The following is a 17944-nucleotide window of genomic DNA, read 5'->3' on the forward strand; positions in this document are numbered from 1 at the left end:
GCAATGTGGCAGATGCTGGCCGGGAGATTTCCCTGCTTGTTTTGCGTGTTGAGGAAGAAAGGGCGAAGTGGTAAATTTATTTCAGTTTGTTGTGCGGTAATACCCTGGGGAGTAAGGTCGTGCGCAAAACACTGAAACTCTTTATATTATTCAGCTCTTCTTTTCTGTTTTCCGGTTCTTCGGCGGGGCCCTATTTCTCGTCCGAAGCGCTTGCGATGCTGGATCCGACGCGGCTGGCGTCTTCATTTTGCGGTGGCAGGGCGGCGATGGCGACATTGCGGCAGGAACTTGCGCTGGCGGCGGCGGTCGCGGGTCCGATCGGTGCGGCATCGGCCCCGATGCCGCTCTATCCCGATCTGACCGCGCCGCGCATGCCGGTCACGACAGCCAATGCGCGGGCGCGCGACTATTTCAACCAGGGCTTGCTGCTCACCTATGGCTTTAACCATGCAGGTGCGGTCCGATCGTTCCGCGAAGCGCAGCGTCTCGACCCGAAATGCGCCATGTGCTGGTGGGGTGAGGCACTGGCGTTGGGGCCGAATATCAACGCGCCGATGGACGAGCGCGACCGCGAGGCGGCGCTGGCCGCGATGGACCGCGCGCGCGCGTTGCGCGGCGAAGCGTCGCCAATGGAGCAGGCGCTGATTGACGCGATCGCCCTACGTTATGCGCGCGACCCGAAGGCCGACCGCGTGGCGCTCGATGCTGCTTATGCCGATGCGATGCTGGACGTCGCGCGGCGTTTTCCCAAGGATGATGATGTCGCGGTCCTCACGGCCGAAGCGGTGATGGACACCAGCCCGTGGAATTATTGGGAAGCCGACAAGCGGACGCCGGTGGGCCGCAGCGGCGAGGCGGTCCGGCTGGTCGAAGCGGTGCTGGCGCGCAACCCGGACAATCTTCAGGCCGCACATCTCTATGTCCATCTGATGGAAAATAGCGCCGAGCCGGAGCGCGCCGAAGCCGCCGCCGACCGGCTGGCCCGGCCGCTCGCGCCCAGCGCCGGGCACCTCGTTCATATGCCGGCGCATATCTATCAGGTCCGGGGACGCTATGCCGATTCGATGCGGGTCAATATCGCGGCGGCACGCGCCGACGAGGCCTTCATTCGCGATACCGGCGATCGCAGCCTCGTGCGCTATGGCTATTATCCGCACAACATCCATTTCATCGTGACATCGGCGCAGATGGCGGGCGACATGGGCACCGCCATTCGCGAAGCGAAGCGCCTGCGCACTGTGCTCGATCCCGAAACATCGGCGCGGATCGCATGGATTCAGGCGATCGATGCCGCGCCCTATCTCGCAATGGCGCAGTTCGCCCGGCCTGCGGAGATTTTGGCGCTGCCGCCCGCCGATCCGCGCCTTCCCTATGCCGTGGCGATGCGCCACTACGCCCGCGCGGTGGCGCAGGCCGAGCGGCGCGACCGGGCGGGTTTTGACCGCGAGATGGCGGCGCTGGTGGCGCTGCGCAATTCGGATGCCTTTGCGTCGATGATCGCACAGGGGGTACCTGCGCCCGACCTCCTCTCGCTGGCCGAAGCCGTGGCGCGCGGGCGCTTCGCGCGGGCCGAGGGGCGGTTCGATGCGGCGGTGCGTCACTACCGCGAAGCGATGCGTTTCGAAGGCAAGATTCCGTATCAGGAACCCGCCTATTGGTATTATCCGGTCAGCCAGTCGCTGGGCGCGGCGCTGTTCGAGGCCGGACGCTATGACGAGGCCGGTCAGGCTTTTCGCGCGGCGCTGCTGCAAACGCCCCGAAACGGCTGGGCGCTTTATGGCCTGACCCGCAGCGAAGAGGCACAGAAACACGGGCTTGAGGCCGCGGCGGCGCGGCGGGCATTTGAACGGGAATGGTTGGGCGACCGGAACTGGTTGCGCATGGAACGTCTCTAGGTCCCGCATTTGCGGGTCGGATGGAGGGAAACCGCTTGTTGGGCCGCGCGAAAGATGCTTCTGCAGCCCTATGAAATCCACCGATGAGACCCTCGAAGAGCTGGGCTGGAGGGACTGGTTCAGCGAGCAGGTCACGCCCGACGAAGCGCAGCAGTGCCATCCCGTCCGGGTGATGGCCGTTCATCGCGGCAAGATTGCCGTGGCGGGCGCGGGCGGGCAGGGCTTTATTTCCCCCCATATTCCGGGCGCGGGTCCGTCGGACGATCATCCGACGGTGGGCGACTGGTTGCTTGTCGACCGTCACACCGATCTGCCCGTCCGCGTGCTGGGCCGCATGAACCTGTTCAAGCGACGCTCGCCGGGCGATCCCCGCAAGGATCAGATGATCGCCGCCAATGTTGATACGCTGTTCATCGTCGCGTCGTGCAATCAGGATTTCAGCGTCGCGCGGCTGGAGCGTTATCTGGTTCTGGCGCGCGAGGTGGGGGTGAACCCGGTCGTGGTGCTCACCAAGGCCGACCTGACCGATACGCCCGAGGTGTTCGCAGCGGCGGCGCGCGCGGTCGAGCCGGGGCTGCGCGTCGAAACCGTTAACGGCCGCGACCCCGCCAGTGTCGCGCACCTCGCGTCTTGGTGCGGACCGGGGGAGACCGTGGCGCTTCTGGGCTCGTCCGGCGTCGGGAAATCGACGCTGGTCAACGGATTGCGGAGATCGGACAGCATTGCCACGCAGGCCATTCGTGCCCGCGACGGGACGGGACGTCACACGACCACGGTGCGCGAAATGCACCGGCTCGCGCGCGGTGGCTGGCTGCTCGACACTCCCGGCATGCGCGAATTGCAACTGTCCGACGCGGGTGCTGGAATATCCGAGGTTTTCGACGATTTTATCGAAGCGGCTCGAGACTGCCGCTTCTCCAACTGCGCGCATGGTGTCGAGCCCGGTTGTGCCGTTCGGGCGGCGATTGCCGAAGGCACGCTGTCCATCGAGCGCTTCGATCGCTGGCGCAAGCTGGCGGCCGAAGAAGACGCCAGCGCCGCTCGCTATACGAAACGGAACCGGTAGGCCGCTGTTTCAAAAGGCGACATCGACCACTATCGTGTCGGTATAGAGCCCCGGTGGCGGGGTGATCTGGCCCGGAAGGATGGCCGCGCGATAGACGAAACCCTGCGTCGTGACCGAATCATAGATGCTGGCATTGGTCTCTGCCGCCCCGCTGCTGCGCCGGGCGGTGCCGACGGACCCCCAGCGTTCGGTCGAGCTGGTGCCCTTGTAGATTTCATAGCGCAGATAGTTGGTGCCGCTGCGCATGCGCCGCACGCCATTATCCGGATTGGCACCATCGCCGAGGCCGACGGTGTAGCTCGCCCCCGCGCTACAACGGATCAATATGGTGCGCGTGATCGGATTGAAGCTGCTGACGAGCGGCGCCGGGCCGAAGCCCGCATTAGGGGCGGTGATGATGCAGTCCTTTTCCACGATCAGTTCGACATTGATGCGAACCGCGATGCCGCTGCCCCAGTTGGTCGGCGGAGTCAGCAGCGGGCGGACCAGACCGGGGCTGTTAGAATAGGAGAGGCACGCTAGGACGCCCACCGAACAGACTGAATAATACCAGCGCATGTCGATGAAACCGGAATAGGTTCCTGCCTGCAATCCCGTCGTCGGCGTGGTGCGGATATAGATGGGGATGCTGTTGCTCGTGCCCGAAAAGAGGCTGAGGAGGCTGGTCGAGGACAGATTCTGGAAATTGCCGACCGTCAGCGGTGTGCCGCCTGCGGTGAGCGAGGCGGTGTAGGCAATCGTCTGTCCGGAGGGGCCGGTGAGCAGAAAAGTCGATGCGTCGACGCGAAGGGCAATATAATGCGCGGCGAGCAAGGCGAGCGTTACGTCGCACTGAAGGCCCGCCGATCCGCTTCCCTGTTGCTGCGTCGTGCCGACGGCATAGGAGCTGGCGCTGCCAAGGCTGGTGCTGGAGGTGGCGGTCGTGCACGCCGCCGACGCCTCGCCCGGCGTCAGCGCCGCGATCGCCAGCGCGGACAGGGTGCACAGGAAGCGCATCAGGGTCGGCATGTCAGATTTCCCAATTCGATGAAGTCGTCGGCCTTTGCCTCGGCAGCAAAGGCGGCGCGGCAGGTGCTGCCGTCGGGCAGGGTGACCTCCACCCGATTTTCGGCCGCCACGCGTTCGATGAAGAGCAGGCCGTCCCAGCCGACATAGGTTGCGACCGTCCCGTTGACGTTCGCGGCCGAACCGGCAGGCAGCGGTTCGCCGGCAACCGTGCTGATTGTTGCGCGGGCCGCCGTCATATGTTCGACCGGAAAACGGATGATATGGCCGCTGCCGGCCGCAACGGCGACTTGCTGGCTGACGACCGGCGCCTTGACGTTGGCGGGCAGCGCGAGCGTGTCGATGTCGTAGCGCGCGGGATAATAGGCGCTGGCCGAGGGGATGAGCAGCTGGCCCCTTTCGTTGGTGGTTCCGATCAGCTGATTTTCATAGCGCACCGGAATTCCGGGCTCACCATTCGTGCTGACGACGGCGAAAGCGTCGGCGACGCGATTGGCGGCGAAGACGGCGTCGTCCATGAAGACCAGCGAGCCGCTGGCACCGAACCAGCCGGTGACGTCGCCGCGCCCATAGGCCCCGGCGCGCAGCTGGACCGGCTGCATCCGCCAGGTCGTGTCGCCGCGCCAATAGGGGCTGGCGCCGTCCTCGCTGACCGCGCTCGCATTCCATCCGATGCCGCCCTCAATCGGTGCGGCGCGCGAATAATCGGCGCGCAGCCCGGTCCGCCCGTCGGCGTTTTGCGCGACGCCCGCGGCGAAGGTGCCGCCGCCGAGCGCGACGCTCAACGTCAGCGCGCCCGACCAGCTGCGATCGACGAAGTCGCGCGACAGCGAGGCGTGAAGCCGGCTTTCGCCCCACAGTGGCAGCGCCCAGGCGATGTTCGCGAGGCGGGCGTCGCGTCCCTGTTCCTGCTCAAGGTCGAAATAGCCGATGCCGAGCGTCCCCGCGTGGCCGAGCGACAGGCTGGCCGTTGCCGCGGTCAGGCGCTCCCAGCCGTCATGGTCGCCGCGATCGAGCAAACCGAGGTCGGTATAATCGCTGTCGCGCCGGCTGTGGCGAAGCCCGATAGAAAAGCCGCGCGTCTGAAAATCATAGCCGACCGTCAACTCGCCGCCGTCGGCTTCCTTGCGAAAACTGCGGCTGTAAGATGCGCTGAGAACACCGAAATGGCCGAGCTTGACGACCCCGCCGCCGCCCGCGAGGCGCATGTCGTCGGCGACCTCGGCGCGCACCTCGAGCGTCACGCTGTCGGTCACGCCATGGCGTGCCGAAGCACTGGCCGCGACGCCGCCATAGTCGAAATTGCGGATGCCGTAATTGCGGCGAAAGGCGCCGGCAGCAACGGCATAGTCGGTCAGTCCGGGGCGCAGCAACGCGCTGCTGACATAGAAGGGCATGGTGGTCGCGACGCTGCGGCCGTGCATGTCGGTGACGATCAGATTGGCTTCGCCATAGCCGTTGACCGGGGGCAGCGTGTCGATCGCGAAGGGGCCGGGGTTCACCTCTGCCCCCGATACCCGCTGGCCACCCACGACGAGTTCGACGGCCGAGGGCAGGGCGGCGCTGCCGGCGAATTCGGGAAGCGGATAGGTGACGACGTCGGGACGCACCGAAAAGTCGCGTGAGACCTGAAGCCCGCCGAGGCGGACTGCGGGTGCCCAAGGCAGGCTGCGCGTGATGATGTCGCCGGCTTCGACGGTCGTCATGCTCTGCTCGTCGGACCAGCGCCAATAGGTGTCAAAACGGACATAGTTTCCGGCGCCACCCGACCGCAGCGCGCCGGTCGTCGAGATCGCGCCGACCGGACCGAAAACGCGGATTTCATGCCATAGCGAGGCCTGTGTCGGCGCCTTCTCCCCGCCGCTGACATAGACGTCATAGTTCAGGAGGGCTCCCAGATCATATTTCGCCGGCTCGAATTTTTTCGCCGTGCGGCCGATCCGCTGGTTGGGGAGATATTCGGGCGACACGGTCAGGTGCAGCTGTTGGCGCGGCGCGTCATAATCCGCCCGAATGCCCTCGAGGCTGTCGATGAACAGCGTATCTTCCGTGGTTTGCAGCTGGAGCCCGGCGCGGCGCATATCGTCGGTGCGGAGCCGAAAACGCGCGCCCTGTTTTGCGACGGCCGCGATGATGCCACTGCGCATGCCGTTGACGAACAGTTCGAGCTCGAGCCGCTGGTCGGCGGCGACATCGATGCTTTGCGGGGGCGGCGGCAGCGCGCCATAGCCGTCACGTCCGTCTGCTGCGCGGGCGACGGCGGGCATCATGAGTGCGACCGCCAGCAGCGGTGCCCATCGGAAATAAGCCGGCAGATGAAGCGAGCCGGCCATGCGGCTTCATTCCTGACGACGCGCGATGGATATACCGCCCGCTCCGTTGACCGTCGCGATCAGCTCGCCGGCGGTGTCGGCGTCGTTCGGCAACGGCCAGCGCATCGACGCGCCGGGAAGGACATAGCCGAGCAGCCCCTCTGCGACGGGCGACTTTTTCGGTCCTGCGACAAAGCTGACGTCGGTCAGCCGTGCGTGGTTGGTCCCGGTGTTGCGGATTTCGAGGAAGCGTCCCCCGGCGTCGGCCCCGACATGCCAACCGATTTGCGGCATGGGTGCGGGCGCGGCGGGCCGGGCCTTGGGCTTGTCGGCTAGGGCATAGGAGAAAAGCGGCAGCGAATAGCGCATGCGAAAGCTGACCGACGCGCCGGGTGTCGCCGAAGCAGTTCCGGTGGGAACTTCGTCGACCACGATCCGATAGGGCTTTTCGGCGACATCGGGCGGCGGCGTCGTGCGCGTCAGCCGGATCAACTGCCGCTCACCCGGCGCGATGCTGACGATCGGCGGGGTGCCGACGACGTCATTCTGCGGCGCATAGACATTTTCGCCGTTCTGCTGCGCCCAGGCGAAAATGCGGACCTGCAGCGTGATCGGCGCCTTGCCCGGGTTTTCGAGCCAGAGCGCCGCGGCGCGGGCGTCGCCCTCGATCACCGGATTGACCGGCCAGATCAGGAGCGATCCGGGCTGTTGCGCGCTCGCGGGACGAGGCGTGGCAATGAGTAGAAGTGCGACGAGCCACAGAGCGGCAAAGATACGGGCGTGTTTCATCCTACTCTCCAAAAAGGAGGGGCGGTCACCATGTCAGCGTGACCATCAGCGTGTCGGTGTAGGTTCCCGGCGGGAGTCCGCCCGGAAGACTGAGCGAAGCAAAAAGGGGCAGGCGGACATCTTCGCTGTTGGTGCCCGTGATCAACATCGCGGCCGAACCGCCGATGGCGATCGGCTGGTTGCAGGCAGCATCGCGGCAGAGCGCATAAGCGATCCGTGACGCTGTATCGCCCCCGCGTTGCAAATGGCGCGCGCCTGTTGCGGCATGGCTGCCACCATCGACGCCGATCGTCAGATTGACGCCGGGGGTGCAACGCAGGCGGATCGCCTGTGATGCCGTCGTGGTTGCCGTGTGGGTCGCGGTCGAAAACGTCGAATCGGTGCCGAAGTCGAGTGTCCCGATGGTGCCGGCGTTGCCGCTGCTGCCCAGCCCATCGACAAGGCAACCCGCGGCGATCGTTGCCGAAACCTCGAACTGCGCCGATGTTTCCGCCTGCGCTGCGGGAATGGCGATCCCGCAGACGAGCGGCGTAGCCAGCAAGAGGCGCATGGCCGGTTGGAAGGCGCGGGTCATGGCCGCGGTCCTGCCCTGATCGTGCGCCCTAAAGTTCGAGCACGACAGTGACGACGTCGTTATAGACGCCGGGCGTCAGGCCCGCTTCGCCAAAGGCGCGGGCGTAGATGTTGACGGTTTGCAGGGTGCCGCCGTTCGTAAGGCTGACGTCGCCACCAACCGGAATGACCGCGAGGCGGGTCGAGTCCGAATAGAGGTTATAGGTAACGAACTGACCGGCCTCGGTCGCATGCGCCATCGCGTGGAGACCTGCGCCGCTGCCATCGCCATCATGCTGTCCGGCGTCGAAGGATAAGACGGGGGTGATGCCGTTGCTGCACTGAACAGTGAAGGCGGAGGCACCGCTCAATATCTGGGAGTCGGCTTCAGTGAAAAGCGTGTTGTGCGTGCCGAAGTCGATCACGCCGAAATCGGCACCCGACGTTCCATTATCGAAATTCTGTCCATTGACTATGCAACCCGCCGTCAGCGTTATGGTCGCGTCGACTGTTCCGGTGATGGCGGCATTCGCCGGTGAAACAGTAAGTGCGATAATCGAGAAAAGCGCAGATGAGATTATTGGTTTCATAGTCATCATGAGAACTCCTCAAAAGGGCCAATTCCTTTCAATTCGTCTTCCCCACAAGACTTGATCATATTTAGAAAAAACAGGTTAATAATTTGCTTTTGAGTTAATGCCAAAATATCCATATGGATAAATATGAGTTATGCTCCTTGGCCTGCATGGTTTTGCTAACCCCGTGACTTAAATGGAATTTCAGCGGGATGAGGTGCTTCTGGACGGGACAGGGTTGCGGACGCCGTTGATGCATGATGTGCGATTTTTTCCGGCCATTTTCCCGAGTGGTCAAAAAATGGCGGGCATCGGCCCGCGGATTTGCAGGGGAATGGGGTTTCAGTCGGGCGCGTCCTATGTCTTTGGCGGGTGGACGGTTTTTATCCCGGGTGCTTTCCTGCCGAAGAACGTCTTTTTCTCCGATTCGAATGATACTTGCCAGCAAGTCATCCTCGACATGACTAAGGCAATATTTACCAGTAGCGTTCAAGACGACTATGGGGACCAAGGAGGGATGATATGTTCAGCGTTCTCGAATGTGTGGCCCATCAACATGATCCACGCTTGGTTCTTGTTGCCGCATTTGTCTGTATTCTGGGCAATATATGCCTTTTCGTCGTTCTGAACCGGTCAACCTTCTGCATCGACATCCGCCGGCGCCATTGGCTGGTCGTCGCCGCCGTCGCCGAGGGCGTGGGGGTATGGGCGACTCATTTTGTCGCGATGCTCGCCTATCGGGGATCGATGCCAATTCGGTTCGATGTCGGCCTCACCGCCCTTTCGGTGGCAATCGCGATCGGGTTTTTCTGGTGCGCGCTCCGCTGGTTGGGAAAGGCTCCCGATATGTGGCGCGCCGCAGTCGCGGGAACTGGTGCGGCCATCGGGGTCGCCGCCATGCACTTCACCGGCATGGCTTCGATTATTGCACCCGCCCGGATCACCTATGACCCGGTCCCAATCATCGTATCGATCTTCCTGTCGGGCCTGTGTTTCTGGGCCGCATTTCTGACCTTTGCGAAGACCATGGGCTGGCGCAAGATCGCGCTGCCCGCCACTTTTTCGGTCCTCGCCATCGTGGTGATGCACTTCACCGCGATGTCTGCGACCACGCTGGTTCCCGATCCGACGCGCGCGGTGGCCTTCTCCACCGCAGTCAATCGCGACTGGCTGGTGCCGGCCGTCGTGCTCGCCACGCTGACGCTTGTCGCGCTCGCGCTGATCGGGTCGATCATCGATCGCTGGCTCACCGACGCGCATGGCCTTGCCGATGCGACGCTCGAAGCGCTGGCGATCACCAACGACGACCGGATCGTCGAAGTGAACCACCGGCTTTGCACGCTCCTTGGCGTCAGCAACGGGGCTTTGATCGGCAGCGCACCGTCCGACTGGTTCGTGACGATGGACGGTGGTCCTTTCGGGACGCCCGATGGCGGCTCGGTCGAGGCGCGTGTTCGCAGCAGTTCGGACGACGATCAGGTTCTCGAAATCTCGACGCAGACGATCGAGTATCGGGGCCGCAGTTGTCAGGTCCTCGCCATTCGGGATCTGTCCGATCGCAAGCGGGCGCAGCGCGCGATCGAGCATCTTGCGTCGCATGATGCGCTGACCGACCTTGCGAACCGTACCTCTTTCGGCCGCGCGCTCGATGGCGCTCTTGCGGCCCAGATGCCCTTTGCGCTGCTCGCGCTCGATCTCGACCGGTTCAAGGCGGTCAACGACATCTTCGGCCATAGCGCCGGTGACGATATCCTGTGCCGGGTGGCCAATGTCCTGAGGGCGTCGACGCGCGCCGACGATGTCATCGCCCGCGTCGGTGGCGACGAGTTTCTGATCATTCAGGCGGCGGTTTCGGAACCCGACGAAGCCCGCAAGCTGGCCAGCCGCATTCTGGACAATCTGGCGGTCGAAATGGATGTGTCGCGCGATCCGATGGCGGTGGGTGTGAGCATTGGCGTTTCGCTTTATCCGCAGGACGGCAATGATGCGGAGATGCTCCAGCGCAACGCCGACACCGCGCTATATCGGGCCAAGAACAATGGCCGGGGCAGCGCCGCCTTCTTCGATCAGGAGATGGACGAACATGCGCGCGAACGCCGCGCACTCGAACATGATCTGCGCCATGCCATCGCCCGCGACGAGTTGCACCTGATGTTCCAGCCGCTGGTCGCAACCGCCTTTGGCTCGATCGTCGGCTATGAGGCGCTGCTCCGCTGGGATCACCCTGAAAAGGGTCCGATCGAGCCCGACCAATTCATCCCGATCGCCGAGGAAACCGGGGCGATTGTCGCTATCGGGGAATGGGTCCTTCGCGAAGCCTGCGCTGTCGCCGCGACCTGGCCCGACAATGTCTCGATCGCGGTCAATGTCTCGACCGTCCAGTTTCAGGTGCCGAACCTGCCTGCGGTCGTCCGCGACGCCCTGGCGCATTCGGGGCTCGATCCCCGCCGGCTCGAGCTGGAAATCACCGAGACCGCCTTTTTGCGGAACCGGCAGAGCGCGCTGAAGGCGCTGCATGAGATACGTGCGCTGGGCGTGCGGGTGGCGATGGACGATTTCGGAACGGGCTATTCGTCGCTGAGCAATCTCAAGGCCTTTCCGTTCGACAAGATCAAGATCGACAAGAGCTTCATCGCCGCGATCGCCGATGACGAGGCGGCGCGGTCGATCGTTCGCGCGATCGTCGGATTGGGGCGTAGCTTCAACATGCCGATTGTCGCCGAGGGCGTGGAAACCGAAGAACAGCGCCAGATGTTGCTCGACGAAGGATGCCCGCAGGCACAGGGTTATTTCTTTGGGTATCCGGCCGAAAATCCGTTCATCGAAGATTTGCGGGCTGAAATCCGGGCCGAAAGCTGATCGGTAGAGCCCGGTGCGTGCCCCCGGCATTGGCTCTGTTCGTCTGCCATGCCGCTGCCGGGCAGGGTGGGTGCAATCGCTCTTTCCCGATCGGCACTTATGCGATAAGTGATAGCTATGGCTAGCTTATTACATTTCGTTCCGGTGCAACCACCGCGCCTGGCGGATCGGGTGTCTGGATGGCGCTGCGAGGCAGGCGGCATGCCATTGCCTGTGAGCCCGATTTGACCGGCCGGGCGATCCCGCGCAGCCTGATCGTCTGGGGGACGAGCCTGATCGTCGTGATGGGGGCGTTCCTGTTCTTCGCTTACGGGATCGGCTGGCCGACGACGCCCGATCAATGCGTTGCGCATGGTTGCTATTGCGAGCATTTCGAGCTGGCCGACGTTCTTGGTGGCGCGACCGGGGTGCGCCAGCCGGTCAACACCTGGTCCAACCTTTATGCGATCGGCACCAGCCTGTTCGTCGCCTTGATCATGGCGCGGGACCGCCGCAAAACCGCGGCGGCCAATGTCATCTCGTCGGCCGACCCGATCGCCGATCTCTATGTCTTCGTCGTTCTGTTCCTTGGCCTTGGCAGCATGTGGATGCACGGTTCGATCGCGCGCGAAGTGTCGTGGATCGACGGGCTGTCGATGTACACCTTCACCGTCTATCTGATCTTCTACACGCTGAACCGGGCGTTGGTGCGGACCCATATCAGCGCCGCCGCGCGCCGCCGGATATTCTGGATCGGCTATCCTTTGACGTCGGCCGCCTTCGCCGCCGTTGCGGCGGCGGGCGTGGATTCGGTGATCCTGATCAGCATCACCGTCATCGTCTATTTCGTGCTGGAGTTCGGCTTTGCCGGCCTGATCGCCGATCGTGCGGCGCGGCATTACTGGGTCATCGGCATAGCGGCGATCGCGACTGCGACGTTCTTCTGGACCTTGTCGCAAACGGGCGGGCCCCTCTGCGATCCGCTTAGCTGGTTTCAGCCCCACGGACTATTGTGGCACATCCTGGCCGGCGTCACCGCAGTGATGCTGTATCTTTACTGGCGGCGGGAAAATGCCGGGTCCGGCTGGGCCGCGCCTTGAACGGGATGCTGCTCGCCGGGTCGCTGGTGGCGATCGTCGCGATGACTCTGGCCGCACACTGGCTCGGCCTTGGCGCCGAACCGCGTATCGCCGATGCGGATCATGCGCGGCGCCTCGCCGACGAGGCGCATTGCGGTTTTCAGGCGGTCGATGTGGCGATCGCGAACGACGAAAAGGCGGCATTGCTCCGCGACCGGGCCGGGCGCGTGATGATGCTCCGCCCGCACGGCAATCATTTCGTTGCGCGCCTGCTCGATCCCTCCACCTCCGTCCGTCTTGAGCGGGGCAGGCTTATCCTGTCATTCGCCGAAACCATGTTCGACGAGGTGGCGCTCGATCTGGGCGAAGAGGCCGCCGCATGGGCGAGCAGGATCGAAATATTGGGGGAGAAATGCCATGCCTGACCCGCCCGAACCCATTGCCTATGCCGTCCCGATCTTCATCCTGATGGTGCTGACCGACATGGTGCTGGCGCGGTTTCAGGATCGCGCGCGGTACAACGTCAAGGATAGCTGGATTTCGCTGTTGCTGGGGCTGGGCAGCCTTGTCGCGAGCGGGCTGACGGCGGGGGCGGTGCTGGCGATCGGGCTGTGGGCACGGCAGTTTGCGCCGTTCGATATCCCCTTCAGCCTGTGGGCGTGGGCGCTTGCCTTCATCCTCTATGACCTCGCCTTTTATTTCGCCCATCGCGCCTCGCACCGCATCCGCTGGATGTGGGCAAGCCATGTCATCCACCACAGCAGTCAGCATTATAACCTGTCCACCGCGCTCCGGCAGAGCTGGACCGGGCTGATCAGCCTTGGCTTCATCTTCTTCCTGCCGCTGTTTCTGCTCGGTTTTCCGCCAGCGATGCTGTTCTTTGTCGGCAGCCTGAACACCATCTATCAATTCTGGATCCATACCGAAGCGATCCGGCGCATGCCCGTCTGGTTCGAAAGCGTAATGAACACGCCATCGCATCACCGCGTCCATCACGCGACCAATCCCCGCTATCTCGACAAAAATTATGCGGGCGTGTTCATCGTCTGGGATCGCCTGTTCGGAACATTTGTGAGCGAGCGGGATGACGAGGCGCCGCGCTATGGCATCGTCAGGAATCTGGGCCGTTTCAACCTGCTATGGGCGGCGTTTCACGAATGGGTCGAGATGGCGCGGGATGCGTGGAGGGCCCCCGGGTGGAAAAACAAGCTGGCCTATCTGGTCGCACCGCCGGGCTGGAGCCACGACGGGTCGCGCGACACGAGCGAGGCAATCTTCGCGCGCTGGGCGGCACGTCACGGCACGGTCGATCCGCCGCGCGGGGATCATGCCGGGGACGGCCGCCAGAGCGCTTAGGAAGGTGGCGGTCAGGAAAAAGCCGGGGCAGCCGGGTCAGGATTCGCCTTCGAACAATGTGAACTTCACGACCCGGGCGGCCTTGGCGAACACCTCGTCGCTGGGAATGCGATCTTCTTCGCTCATCATTTCGAGCGCGGCATAGCCGAATTCGATCATCATGCGGATGCGTGCCCACAGCGTTTCGCGCGGGATATGCGGCAGCATATCGGCGAAGACTTCCATCTGCGCGTCGGTCACCAGGCGGTGCGATTCGATGCGGATATGCGCCAGTCGGGGTGAAGCGTGGAGGACGCGGGCGATCCAGGCGCCGCCGGGCTCGGAGATCGTCGCCTCTGCCGTTTCGCGCAGCACTTCCTCGATATTGTCGATCATCGACTGAATGCCGAGCGGCGCCTGGCGTTCGAGCCAGTCAAGCAGCAGCTTGTTCTGACGTTCCATCAGGCGTGTGCCCAGCGCTTCGAGCACGGCGTGCTTGTCCTCGAAATAACGGTATAGCGCGGGCGGGCTGACGCCGGCGCGGGCGCAGATCATGTTCGTCGAAATATCTTCCAGCCCGACTTCGGCAAGAAGTTCCCCGGCGATGTCGAGCAGGCGTTCGCGCGTTTGTATAGCGCGTGCCTGCTTGGGCACCATGATCGACTTTCGCTTGGGGAGGGCAGGTTTTTCTGTTTTTTTGGTCAAGGATTTGGCTTCCCAATATGATGCGGTCGCCCGGCATGATCCGAAGCACCCTCCCATGATCGTGCGGCGCAAGGCGCCTTCCGACCGTGTTTCAACGGACCGTGACCGATCGCCCCGCCGGGCCGTTTGCCGGGGCGCATCGAACCTGGATCCGAAGGGAGAAGGATTCGGGTGACGAGAATATTTTCCGATTGTCGCCGGGATCGCGGGTGGTCAATCCGCCTCGTGCCGACTCCGGACGACAGCTGAACATCTTTTGCGGCAGGGCGTTCGCAGATGCAACAATCGTCATCGCGGCGCGGCCCGAATCACCCGTGGAGCGGCGCTGACGTTCGTGTCAGTAAGGGCAGCGAGTCGTCTCCCGGATGATCCATTTTTCTGCATAATTTATTCGAACCATTCCTGCAGCGATTGTCGGCAACGCCCGCAATTTAGCGGTTCTGGCCCTTTCGTCTACGCATAAAGCTAGTGTTGACTATATAAAATATCCTTCATATGTTGATGCTTACTGGATGCGGCATGATTTGGGGCAACCGAACAGCCGACACCAGGGGGAGCAGGGGAACACGCTATGAATCCGATTTCGAACGTCACCCGACATGCGTCAGCACGCATCGTCAAAAGTCGTGCGCTGAAGAGCAGCGCACTGATCGCTCTGCTGGCTGCGACCGGTACGGCGCAGGCTCAGGAAGCCTCCGATCTCGCACCGCAAAACTCGACCGACATCGTCGTGACCGCACAGCGGATGGAAGAACGCATCATCGACGTGCCGATCTCGGTCTCGGCCTTCACGATGGAGCAGCTGGCGGACCAGAAGATCGAAACCGGCGCGGAACTGCTCCGCGCGATCCCCAACGTCAACTTCTCGAAGGATAACTTCACCAGCTATAACTTCTCGATCCGCGGTATCGGTACCAAGGCGACGTCGGTGAGCGCCGATCCTGCCGTGGCGATCAGCTTCAACAACACCACCTTGCTGCGCAACCGACTGTTCGAGCAGGAATATTTCGATATCGAGCGCTTGGAGGTGCTGCGGGGACCGCAAGGCACGCTTTATGGTCGTAACGCGACTGCGGGCGTCGTCAACATGATCCCGGCCAAGGCGAAGCTTGGTCGGTTTGATGGTGAGCTCCAGGGCGAAGTTGGTAATTTCGGCTCGACCCGCCTGCGCGGGATGATCAACGTCCCGCTTGGCGACAATTTCGCTATCCGCGGTGCGGGGGCCTGGACCAAGCGCGAAGGCTTCGATCGCAACACCGTGACCGGCCGCCGGGTGAATGGGCGCGACCTGTGGTCGACTCGCCTGTCGGCGACATGGGAGCCGTCGGACAATTTCCGCGTCAATGCTGTCTGGGAGCATTTCAACGAAGACGACAATCGTTCGCGCACCGGCAAGCAATTGTGTACGCGCGGCGCAACGCCGGGGAAGTTCCAGTATCCCAGCGGCTTCACCGATACGGATAACCCCAACGACCCCAACAACGATCCGAGCGTCGATCCGGTCAATTTCGACCCCAACAGCGCTCCGTTGTTCGATGTCTGGGCAGCTTCGACGCTTACTCCGGGATGTCAAGCCAAGTCGCTATTCACCGACGAGGCTTTTGGCGTTCCCAATGGCCTTGGTTTCCCGGTCGTCACCGGCATGTTGCTCGTCCGCGCTGGCTTTGGCTCGCCGTCCGATTATCCGTCCAATCTCTATGCCGATCCTGTGCTCGATCCGTTTCGCGTGGCAGGCGACAGGCAATCGCCCGATTTGCGGACGATCTCGACGACCTATGACCCGGTCTTTCGAGCCAAGAACGACATTTTTCAGCTCAACTTGGAATTCGATCCCAGCGACACGCTGCACCTGACCTCGCAGACGCTGTACATGAAAGACAATTACTACGGATCGCAGGATTTCTTTCGCTTTGATGCCGAGCCGATTTTTGCCCGTCGGGAAAGCTTCAATTTCTTCATCAAGCCAAATTATGCCCCCTTCCTTGGCCCTTCGACCGAGCGTGGCGGCGTATTCTGCGATCCTCAGTTGGGATGTTCGGATCGTCCGCTGGCAGTGGATATTTCCCGATCGAAGAGCAAGCAATGGTCGCAGGAAGTGCGGTTGCAAAGCTCGTTCGACGGACCGCTCAACTTCAGCGTTGGTGCCAATTACGTCGATTTCAAAACGCAGGAAGAATATAACGTCTACAGCAACCTGCTGACGCTGATCGCCTTGGGCGTGAATGATTTTGCCGGCGTAAATTGCGATGCCGCAGGGCGGGAGACTGCCGTCGAATGCATCTATATCGACCCCAATCCGATCGGCGAGGGGCCTCAGGACGGGCACAACTATCTGCGCAGCATCAGCATAGCCAAAATCCGTTCGGCGGCGACGTTCGGCGAGGTGTATTGGAAAGCGACCGACAATCTGAAGTTCACCGCAGGATTGCGCTATACCGACGACAAGAAGACGCTAACCCCCATTCCAACCCAGTTGCTGGCTGCGGCGACGCCTTTCGGCGGTGGTACGGTCAATCGTGGCTATCCGGCGGAACCGGACCGGGTTCAGCGGTGGAAGCGTTTCACCGGACGTTTCGCGGTCGATTGGAAGCCCGAGCTTTCCTTTACCGACAACACTTTGGTCTACGCGTCCTATTCGCGCGGCTACAAGGCCGGCGGCGCCAATCCGAGGGGCAATGACGTAAATCCGGATTTTGCCAACTATACGCATTTGGCCGACACTTTCGCTCCCGAAGATGTCAACGCGTTCGAAATCGGCACCAAGAACCAGTTTGCCGGCGGGAAGTTGATGATCAGCGCCGCTGCGTTTCTCAACGACTATAAAAATTATCAGATATCGCAGTTGATCGACCGCAGTTTCCATACGGAAAATGTCGATGCACGGACGATGGGGCTGGAGCTTGAAGCGGCATGGCTTCCCTCGCGGAATTTCCGCATCGGCGGCACGCTGGGCTATCTGAATACCAAAATCGGCAAGGGGCAATATTCGATCGACGTTATGGATCGGCTCCAAGGGAATGATGACTGGGTTGTGCTGCGTCCTTGGGCGCAAAGCCCCAACACCTGCGTCGCCCCAAGAGAGGTGATATCGCGTTTCCTCAACTCGGATTTGTACAAGTCGGGCAATCCCAGCCCCCCGGCAGGATGGAAGCCCGGAGACGCACCGGTTTTCTCTGACGGCGTCGGCCTGTTCATGCGGTTGCTGTGCGAATCTCCCAATTTTATCGAAGGAAGGTTCGATCCGGGAAGTCAGTACAGTCAGGAAGCAAATCTCGTTTATAATCCGACTGCGCCCTATGATCCTACCAAGGCGAGCAGCTATGATCCGGCCAATCCGTTCAACTATGGCGGGCCGAATGGTGGACGCGGATTTTCTGCCAATATCGGCGGAAATGAACTTCCCAATGCGCCTCGGTTCACCTTCAATATTGGCGCGCAATATACCTTTTTCATGAATGACTGGGAGCTGGCATTCCGCGGTGACTATTATCGCCAGTCGAGCAGCTATGCCCGTATTTACAATACGGAATACGACAAGCTCAAAGGCTGGGGGAACGGAAATATAGCGGTCACTCTGTCAAGGCCAAAATCAGATCTGGCGTTTCAGCTATATGTAAAAAATATTCTGAACAGCACTCCAATAACTGATAGCTATACCGGTCCCGACGAACTTGGAAATTTTGCCAACGTTTTCACTCTTGATCCGCGTATATATGGATTTAGTGTTAAGTTCGGATTTTGATCATTCTATTTTGGGCCGCAGAAATAAACAAAACAGGGAGGAGATGCTATT

General features: G+C 62.0%; 13 protein-coding genes. 7 read left to right on the plus strand and 6 right to left on the minus strand.

Translation table 11 applies throughout. The features are described 5' to 3' along the window. The first annotated feature begins 215 nt into the window (after positions 1-215). Positions 216-1895: a tetratricopeptide repeat protein gene (locus ACSYDV_RS12585; protein WP_438324293.1), complete on the plus strand. Its 1680-nt coding sequence runs from the start codon at positions 216-218 to the stop codon at positions 1893-1895. A 70-nt stretch (positions 1896-1965) separates the two neighbouring features. Continuing rightward, positions 1966-2961 (plus strand): ribosome small subunit-dependent GTPase A, encoded by a 996-nt coding sequence (rsgA, locus tag ACSYDV_RS12590; RefSeq protein ID WP_438324158.1) that lies wholly within the window; start codon positions 1966-1968, stop codon positions 2959-2961. Positions 2962-2970: 9 nt separating this feature from the next. Here rsgA and ACSYDV_RS12595 read toward each other — a convergent pair whose 3' ends face one another. From ACSYDV_RS12595 to ACSYDV_RS12615, 5 genes are read right to left on the minus strand one after another with little or no spacing between them, the layout of a single operon-like run. Continuing rightward, positions 2971-3969 carry a Csu type fimbrial protein gene (locus tag ACSYDV_RS12595; protein WP_438324159.1) on the minus strand — a complete coding sequence of 333 codons (999 nt, stop codon included), beginning with the start codon at positions 3967-3969 and terminating at the stop codon, positions 2971-2973. Continuing rightward, the gene (locus ACSYDV_RS12600; RefSeq protein ID WP_438324160.1) at positions 3957-6299 is read right to left on the minus strand and encodes a fimbria/pilus outer membrane usher protein; all 2343 of its coding nucleotides are present in this window, start codon (positions 6297-6299) and stop codon (positions 3957-3959) included. The genes ACSYDV_RS12595 and ACSYDV_RS12600 overlap by 13 nt, the downstream gene beginning before the upstream one ends. Before the next feature lie 6 nt (positions 6300-6305). Continuing rightward, a complete protein-coding gene (locus ACSYDV_RS12605) occupies positions 6306-7067 on the minus strand; it encodes a fimbrial biogenesis chaperone (protein WP_438324161.1) in 762 nt (253 codons plus the stop codon). Between the two features lie 25 nt (positions 7068-7092). Continuing rightward, a complete protein-coding gene (locus ACSYDV_RS12610) occupies positions 7093-7641 on the minus strand; it encodes a Csu type fimbrial protein (RefSeq protein WP_438324162.1) in 549 nt (182 codons plus the stop codon). 28 nt (positions 7642-7669) lie between these two features. Then, positions 7670-8218, minus strand: a complete 549-nt coding sequence (locus tag ACSYDV_RS12615) for a Csu type fimbrial protein (protein WP_438324163.1) — start codon at positions 8216-8218, stop codon at positions 7670-7672. A 498-nt stretch (positions 8219-8716) separates the two neighbouring features. On the opposite strand from ACSYDV_RS12615, the gene ACSYDV_RS12620 reads away from it, so the two are divergent. From ACSYDV_RS12620 to ACSYDV_RS12635, 4 genes are all read left to right on the plus strand, one after another. Next, a complete protein-coding gene (locus ACSYDV_RS12620; RefSeq protein WP_438324164.1) occupies positions 8717-11053 on the plus strand; it encodes a bifunctional diguanylate cyclase/phosphodiesterase in 2337 nt (778 codons plus the stop codon). Between the two features lie 224 nt (positions 11054-11277). Then, positions 11278-12132: a ceramidase domain-containing protein gene (locus ACSYDV_RS12625; protein ID WP_438324165.1), complete on the plus strand. Its 855-nt coding sequence runs from the start codon at positions 11278-11280 to the stop codon at positions 12130-12132. Beyond that, complete coding sequence (locus ACSYDV_RS12630; protein ID WP_438324166.1) at positions 12129-12536, plus strand: hypothetical protein; 408 nt, start codon at positions 12129-12131, stop codon at positions 12534-12536. Before ACSYDV_RS12625 ends, ACSYDV_RS12630 begins: the two co-directional genes overlap by 4 nt. Continuing rightward, a complete protein-coding gene (locus ACSYDV_RS12635) occupies positions 12529-13467 on the plus strand; it encodes a sterol desaturase family protein (RefSeq protein ID WP_438324167.1) in 939 nt (312 codons plus the stop codon). The genes ACSYDV_RS12630 and ACSYDV_RS12635 overlap by 8 nt, the downstream gene beginning before the upstream one ends. A 36-nt stretch (positions 13468-13503) precedes the next feature. Here the strand turns inward: ACSYDV_RS12635 and ACSYDV_RS12640 are convergent, their stop codons facing one another. Beyond that, positions 13504-14151, minus strand: a complete 648-nt coding sequence (locus ACSYDV_RS12640) for a TetR/AcrR family transcriptional regulator (protein ID WP_438324168.1) — start codon at positions 14149-14151, stop codon at positions 13504-13506. A 745-nt stretch (positions 14152-14896) separates the two neighbouring features. Between ACSYDV_RS12640 and ACSYDV_RS12645 the strand changes: the two genes are divergently transcribed. Beyond that, positions 14897-17893, plus strand: a complete 2997-nt coding sequence (locus tag ACSYDV_RS12645; protein ID WP_438324294.1) for a TonB-dependent receptor — start codon at positions 14897-14899, stop codon at positions 17891-17893. The last annotated feature ends 51 nt before the right edge of the window (positions 17894-17944 follow it).

It is taken from the genome of Sphingopyxis selenitireducens (assembly GCF_051550705.1).
In the GTDB taxonomy this organism is placed as follows: domain Bacteria; phylum Pseudomonadota; class Alphaproteobacteria; order Sphingomonadales; family Sphingomonadaceae; genus Sphingopyxis.